Genomic DNA, 6951 nt, shown 5'->3' with positions numbered 1-6951 from the left:
AGCGATCAGCATCGCAGTTGCTGGCTCACACGTTGGCCGATGATTGCTTCGTCGCGACTGGTATTTCAGCAGCCTGTTAGGCCTCATGACAGAATCCCAAACTTTGTCCTTCTCCAACTGGCTCCACCAAGCCGTACCATCCAGTACTCCCGATGGAGTCGTGGCTTACAACTTCAACTTGGCGGAATGCGGCGACTGGATCGTAGAGTTGATTGGAGCTGGCACTTACGACCAAGATGATCCTGAGTGGGCTTGTCCACCTGAGTTGTGGTCATCTCAGCCACTCGATTTTGTACTCGCGCGCTCTGTCGCGGGCACCGGGTGGGAACAAGCACTGGCGTACGTGACTAAAGAGGTCAGATCTTTTATTAAGAACTCATCTACCTCACAGACAAATGTGCTTCGCATCGCTACTGCAGTATGTGTCGGCTTCGTCGACGGTGACTTGGTCGAGGTTTGGCCCGCAGATGAGGCCTAACAATTCATTCAAGCCGAACCCGCTTTGCGACTCGGCTTAATTCAGGCACTAGACCGCAATGTTAGAACTCCGCAATCCTCGGACAATCGCACTTGAGCTACTTTCGGCTTCTTATTTGCCTCATTTAAGCCAGGATCACAGCCTTCCATTCATTGAGATTGCGGGAGACTTCGTTTTTCTTGACTCCCTCTCTGCCAAGAATGAGACAGAAGGCCGTGATGCACTGTCAGCCTCCCGTAAAATTGATCCATCCATAACTAGAGGTCTCCGGGCACACTAGCCACCGAGGAGACCAACGATGCGCAAAAGCAAGTTCACCGAAAGCCAGATTGTCGCCACGCTGAAGCAGGTTGAGGGCGGCCGCCAGGTCAAGGATGTGTGCCGTGAGCTGGGCATTTCCGACGCGACGTACTACGTCTGGAAGTCCAAGTACGGTGGCATGGAGGCAGCTGATGTGCAGCGCCTTCGCGACCTGGAGACCGAGCACAGCAAGCTCAAACGCATGTATGCCGAGCTCGCGATGGAAAACCATGCACTCAAGGATGTCATCACAAAAAAGCTGTAGACCCGGCGCACAAACGCCCGCTTATTGCTTGGCTCGTCGAGCAGCATGGCTGGAGCGAGCGCCGGGCCTGTGCGGTGGTTGGCGTGGCGCGCTCGACGATGCGCTATCGGCGCCGTCCTGATCGGGATGAGGAGGTCATTGCGCTGTTGTCCGAATTGGCCGAGCGCTTTCCCGAGCGTGGTTTTGGGAAGCTCTTTCAGATCATCCACCGTCGCGGACATGTGTGGAATCACAAAAGGGTGTGGCGCTTGTACTGCCTGATGAAGCTCAATCAACGTCGTCGCAGCAGGCGCCGGGTCCCGACGCGTCATCCCCAACCGTTGGCCTGCGGAGCACACCCCAATGCCAGATGGTCGATCGACTTCATGTCCGATGCGTTGTGGGATGGTCGACGCTTCCGCACGTTCAATGTCATCGACGATTTCAGTCGGGAAGCCTCGGCGATCGAAGTGGACTTGAATCTTCCGGCCGCCCGCGTCATCCGCACCTTGGAACGCATCGCGGCCTGGCGCGGCTACCCCGGCAAACTTCGCTTGGACAGTGGCCCGGAGTTTGTCGCGTTGGCCTTGGCCGAGTGGGCCGAGCGCAAAGGCATCGCCTTGGACTTCATCGAGCCGGGGCGTCCAATGCAAAACGGTTTTATCGAACGCTTCAACGGCAGCTACCGGCGCGGCGTGCTGGACATGCATCTCTTCCGCACGCTGAGCGAGGTTCGCGAACAGACCGAACACTGGCTGGCCGACTACAACCAGCAGATCCCGCCCGACAGCCTGGACGGGCTAACGCCCGTCGAGTTCCGTGATCAACATCAACCGCAGACCTCTAGCTTTGGCTGGCATTGAATTAGGGGGAGTCGACAACCCAGCCGGGCAAACCTAACCAGAACGCCTACGTCGAATCGTTCAACGGCCGGCTACGCGACGAATGCCTCAACGAACACTGGTTCCCAACGCTGCTGCATGCACGCACTGAGATCGAACGCTGGCGACGCGAATACGAGGAAATAGGCGCTTTGACCATGGTGGGCAAAGATCGCTGGGCCGAGCAATGGCAGTTCACCTACAACGCCGCGGCACAGAAATTCAGGGGCCTTGCTGCTTCGCTCACCATGCCGGTGCGGGATGACCCGGGAGCTTCCGGTGATTTTTCGCGCGTGTTGAAAAACGACGGAACCAAGTGTCGTCGCTTCGACCCGACTTAGATTTTGTTTTCCATCAACGTGTGTAACACGGCAGCCGATCAAACATGGCGAACTCCGCCTAAGATTCTCCAACTTCTCAAGCGCGATGGATCTCAAGAACCAGATCAGGCCCCTCACCCCAAGCCTCACCAGCGAATCCACCATGCTTTCGTAGGACCTCATAACCATGGCTGCGCACAACCTCTATGAGTTCATCTGGCTGCCAAATCCTCATCGGCACATCAATGGTACTTACGTCAATTGAGATTCCCGAGCCCGAAACCCGCTCATATGTAATCCTTGAAATGACAAATGGCGGACTCTTCGAGACGAAAATCCGCTCACTACTCTTGGAAAATCTCGACCCATCATCAAGCTCTTTTTCCCAATCAAGGCAACGCGCCGATGGACCAAGCTTAAGGAATTCCTCCGAGGAGAAGTTCGGCATGAACACATCGAAAATAGCGACAGCATTGGGAAGAAGACACCTGTCCAGACAAGAGAAAAAACCCGCGACTTCATTGTCATACATTAGATTCTGGAACACCCGAAACGGTGAAATAACTAAATCCACGCGCTCTGGGGGCGAATAATCCGAAATGGTTGAGACCTCTAACTCGACCAATCCGCGATGAATCATTTCAGCCGCCTTCCTGTGGCAGACTGCTAACATCTGCTCGGACGAGTCGACTCCGTAATATTTCTCGCAAATACTTGCAAGGCTCAGCAGAATTCTGCCAGTGCCGCAACCTAGTTCAATCACCTTGCAATGACCTTTGACCGCTCTTTGATAGAACGTAGCATCCCCTCGTGACGCCGTGTCGATATCGTAAGCCTCAGCGGCACCCAAGTTTATATCCAGCACAGCAGGCCTCCGACGCATTGATTCTTATGCACTTTTCGCGGGCTCCTTGGGAGCCGATTGAATAAAAGCCTCAGGGAAATCCACACTTCGCCTTACGTTTGAATCCCAGCTTCCCTTACCATACGGAGAAAGCGAAATCTTTTCCCCCACATCCCTCAGCAATCGAGTATAGGCTCCCCCATCCGCTCCAGCCGCCGCAAGCAGATGCAAAACCCATCTATTCCCTATTTTTACGTGCAAGGCCTCGTCCCTAGTAATTACTTCAAACTCATCTGCTATTTCATGATATCCAACAGACCTCAAGTCAGAAATAAATAATGAGTTGACCTCAACAGCGTTACCCTCTTGAACGAGGTGTTGAATAGCCAGCTTTTCAAGAAGACTATCGCCTAAGTAGTAACGATCCGCCACGATATCGACGTATCTACTCTTTGTCTCATCCCCCCCAAGCTTTCTGATCATATTTGCAATCGACTCAGCATGACGTGCCTCGTCCCCAATTTGCCTTGAAATGTCACAGCAAAACTCGTGAGGCAAACTACCACCTTGAAGTAAAGAATGACAACAGATGTCGACAGCGGTTATCTCAACATCTGCATACACGTACTCCAGAAAAGCCTGAAAATTAGATTGCTTTAGAATCGTCTCCTCAGCACTCCTACCCCAGTTGATCCGCTGATCGAGCCTCTCCCAGCCCATCGGGCGGACCGGCCTCTCGGGAATAATTTGATGGAAATTAGTATTTCTAAGCGCAGAGATCTTATTTACCATAAAGAAGTCAGCTTTACAAATTTCCACCTCTTGGAAATTATCAGCCGCCGCACTTAATACATCACGACGAGCTCTCTCTAAAATAGCTTTGTCATACTCATGAAGCAGATTTCTTGGCAAGCGCCCTATCAGAAAACTTGCGAAACAGTCCAATTCCTTAACGCGAGCAGACACAGGCTTTCTCTCGTAAGAGTAAACTGACGGGGCTTCGCCCTCATGTAGATCAAATGCTTCAACATCCTTGTTGAGCATATCGGGATGCCAGTATTCCTCTAAGCGCTGGACGATTCCTCGCAGAGCAAGGCCAATTCGCTCCAAAGCGAATGCCAGCTCTACCTTTCTCTTTGCTTCTGAGGAGCAGAAGCAATCGGCTGCCAGGCACATCATCGAATACCTGAGTGCGAATGCGAAATCTCTAAGTGATTTCTGGACGACCGTGCTGTTAGCCACTGACTCTCTCCTTCGTCAACGAATTTATTCCCGTCGCTCATCCGTTCCGAGTTGCCTAGCATAGGCGCGCAACGCAGTCTTCAGCAAATGGGGAGCTGGCAGGGCTGAGATAGAAAACAACAGCAAGGCTCCGGGCGCTGTTATCCACGTAGCGGCCAGCGCCGTTAATATACCTGTGTACGCAAAATAACTGAATCTGACCAAACTGTCTCCAGCAAGAATGACTTGCGGAAGTACATCCCGCGCTGTAACAGCCGGCCCGAGAACGAGTCCGACTGTGCGGAAAAAAGCGTTCCCAATTCCAACTAGGAAGCACGCCCCCAAAAAAGCTCTGTAGTCGGAGAATATAAGCAAAATAATAACAGCCAAGAAACCCAAGTAAGTACACGCCACACCAAGAAGCCCACTAACTCCAGGGTTCTTTTTAAGTAGATATGAGAGCGTCAGGCTGGCTGAAAGCCCGCCGAAGCGTATAGCGAATATCGAAGCAGATTGGAGCCAGCCGTAAGAACGGCCATCCACGCCTGCATTCGATATCATGAACGGGATAGAAACGGGAACGCCGACGTAAATGAACCCATTTAGAATACGGTTGATGGTCAGCGTCCTCAAGCCCTTCCCATCCAAAATTAATTTGTATGCCTGGAATATACCCGAAGGTTTCTTGCTCTTTTTCCAGTCTCTAGACAGTGGAGTGAACACCCAAGACAGGCAAGAAGCCGCGAAGACAAAAGCGATAATTTGTAGCGTTATTTCCGATCCAAATTCTGAAACTAACACTGCTCCTACCACTGGCGCAGTGACCAACATGACTCCAGTGCCAATCGAAATATTCGAATAAATAACTCCTCTCAAATTTGCAGGAGTAGAAGAAGTCACGCAAGAGTTTATATTAGGATAGTCAAGCGCTGTAATGAACGAAATGCACGAAATTACGAAATAGTCAAAATACATGCCAGTTTGGAGCGAAGCAGCCGTAGCGATGGCTGTGCAAAGCAGCCCACCACCTAACCCTATGACGCGTGGGCTCACGTGGTGCAGTATGCGTTGACCCATCAAACCCATTAAGCAGAATCCGCCCGTACTTGCGACGTAAACAAGGGCAGCAGAAAGGCCACTACTATCACGCTGAAGAGCCCTTAGTAGAAGGACAACAACTAACATTTCACACGCGCCAACGCTTAGCGCAGCCCAAAGTGCAAACGTTAGAACTCTCCTTTGCCCTAAGTAAGCGCTGTAGCTCATAACATTTCTTCAATCACATCGCAAAAGGCTTGTAGCTCGCGCACCATGAAACCGATTAACGATTTCAGTGGCAAGCCGTTCCTTCACACTTAGTGACTCCTCTTTTCCTGACTCCACTTGCAATCGCAAGCTTCGTGCTTCATCAATCGATACCTCGAAGCTAAGAAGATCAATCCAGCGCCAAAGCAATGCATCACTAATCCCGACAATTTTTTCGAACATCTGCCGAGGATCTTCTTCGATCCCTACATAGTTACCTAGTGACTTTGACATCTTAGCGACGCCATCCAAGCCTTCTAGAAGCGGCATTGTAATTACTGCCTGCTGTGACTGCCCAAAGTAGGCTTGCAGTGTCCTTCCCATCAACAAATTGAAGCGCTGCTCACTCCCCCCAATCTCAACATCGGCGCGAAGATGAACAGAATCGTAGCCTTGGATCAGAGGATATAGAAACTCATGGAGGGCGATACTGGACCCCTCCTTGTGCCTCTTAGCAAAGTCATCTCTTTCGAGCATTCTCGCCACCGTGTATCCCTTAGAAAGTGAGATTATCTCCTCAAAACTCATCCCGGAATACCACTCCGAATTATACCGAACTTCGGTCTTCGCTTCGTCTAGAATCTTGAAAACCTGATCTTTATACGTCCGAGAATTTTCCTCGATCGCAGACTTTGTTAACAACTTCCTCGTGACGCTCCGCCCACTCGGATCACCAATTGACGCGGTGAAGTCACCAATAAGGAAAATTACGTGGTGGCCGAGATCTTGAAAATGACGCATTTTATTAAGAAGCACCGTGTGTCCCAAGTGGAGATCCGGTGCTGTAGGGTCGAAGCCCGCCTTAACTCGCAGTGGGCGCCCAGTCTTCAAGACCTCCTCCAGCTCTGCCTCTTTGATTATTTCGTCCACTCCACGATTGATCAATTTCAACTGCTCAGCTACGGTCTTCACACGAGTTCCAATTCCAGGGTCCTATGCACATCTTATCAAAAAATAGCGAGCTAAGGAGTGGCCGGAAACCACGCTCCAGTGTTAATTAGATTTCGATATAAATAGCTTTGTCAGCTTGTGTCGCAATTCCAACGGAACGGCTTCGGCGGGGTGGAAGTTGAAATCCGGATCTTTAGCCGCAGGAACATAATAATCACGAGCTAGCGAACTGAGCCCCTTGAGAAGCTTCTGAGCAGCCCCCGGGTACGAGTCGTGAATCATCTGCGCCATGTAGTAGAAGTAGGCTCTACCTTGCATAATACTTGGATATCGGTCCTCATAATTCTCCCTTGAGAATTTTGGGAAACATCCATCAATGACACCCTTAGCAGGCTGCTGAAATACCGCCCACCTCGATAGACTATTCGGTACGACCCAACGGATGCCCCTTCATGCGCGGAACCGAC

General features: G+C 51.2%; 5 protein-coding genes and 2 pseudogenes. 3 read left to right on the top strand and 4 right to left on the bottom strand.

Annotated features, from left to right (window positions below):
• Nucleotides 1–776: 776 nt before the first annotated feature.
• The 3 genes and pseudogenes from XarjCFBP7645_RS21235 to XarjCFBP7645_RS21565 all read left to right on the top strand — a co-directional run bounded on the left by XarjCFBP7645_RS21235 (nt 777) and on the right by XarjCFBP7645_RS21565 (nt 2244).
• Nucleotides 777–1885 (top strand): IS3 family transposase gene (locus tag XarjCFBP7645_RS21235; RefSeq protein WP_104539047.1). Its coding sequence is split into 2 segments (ribosomal slippage): nt 777–1029 and nt 1029–1885, totalling 1110 coding nucleotides; the frame shifts between segments, so codons are not numbered across the junction.
• A gap of 20 nt (nt 1886–1905) precedes the next feature.
• Nucleotides 1906–2046, top strand: a pseudogene (locus tag XarjCFBP7645_RS21230) (integrase core domain-containing protein); the annotation flags it as partial.
• 15 nt (nt 2047–2061) lie between these two features.
• On the top strand, nt 2062–2244 hold the full coding sequence (locus tag XarjCFBP7645_RS21565; protein WP_155407446.1) for a hypothetical protein: 183 nt from the start codon (nt 2062–2064) through the stop codon (nt 2242–2244).
• Nucleotides 2245–2320: 76 nt separating this feature from the next.
• Here the strand turns inward: XarjCFBP7645_RS21565 and XarjCFBP7645_RS21225 are convergent, their stop codons facing one another.
• From XarjCFBP7645_RS21225 to tyrS, 4 genes and pseudogenes are all read right to left on the bottom strand, one after another.
• Nucleotides 2321–3073 carry a class I SAM-dependent DNA methyltransferase gene (locus XarjCFBP7645_RS21225; protein ID WP_181126448.1) on the bottom strand — a complete coding sequence of 251 codons (753 nt, stop codon included), beginning with the start codon at nt 3071–3073 and terminating at the stop codon, nt 2321–2323.
• A gap of 39 nt (nt 3074–3112) precedes the next feature.
• On the bottom strand, nt 3113–4309 hold the full coding sequence (locus XarjCFBP7645_RS21220) for a DUF455 family protein (protein WP_146096414.1): 1197 nt from the start codon (nt 4307–4309) through the stop codon (nt 3113–3115).
• A gap of 24 nt (nt 4310–4333) precedes the next feature.
• Nucleotides 4334–5263, bottom strand: a complete 930-nt coding sequence (locus XarjCFBP7645_RS21215) for an MFS transporter (protein ID WP_326521428.1) — start codon at nt 5261–5263, stop codon at nt 4334–4336.
• 330 nt (nt 5264–5593) lie between these two features.
• Nucleotides 5594–6505, bottom strand: a pseudogene (gene tyrS / locus XarjCFBP7645_RS21210) (tyrosine--tRNA ligase); the annotation flags it as partial.
• Between the last annotated feature and the right edge of the window lie 446 nt (nt 6506–6951).

The sequence above is a fragment of the Xanthomonas arboricola genome (assembly GCF_002940665.1).
GTDB lineage: Bacteria > Pseudomonadota > Gammaproteobacteria > Xanthomonadales > Xanthomonadaceae > Xanthomonas > Xanthomonas arboricola_B.
This window is presented reverse-complemented; position numbering and strand designations above follow the sequence as displayed.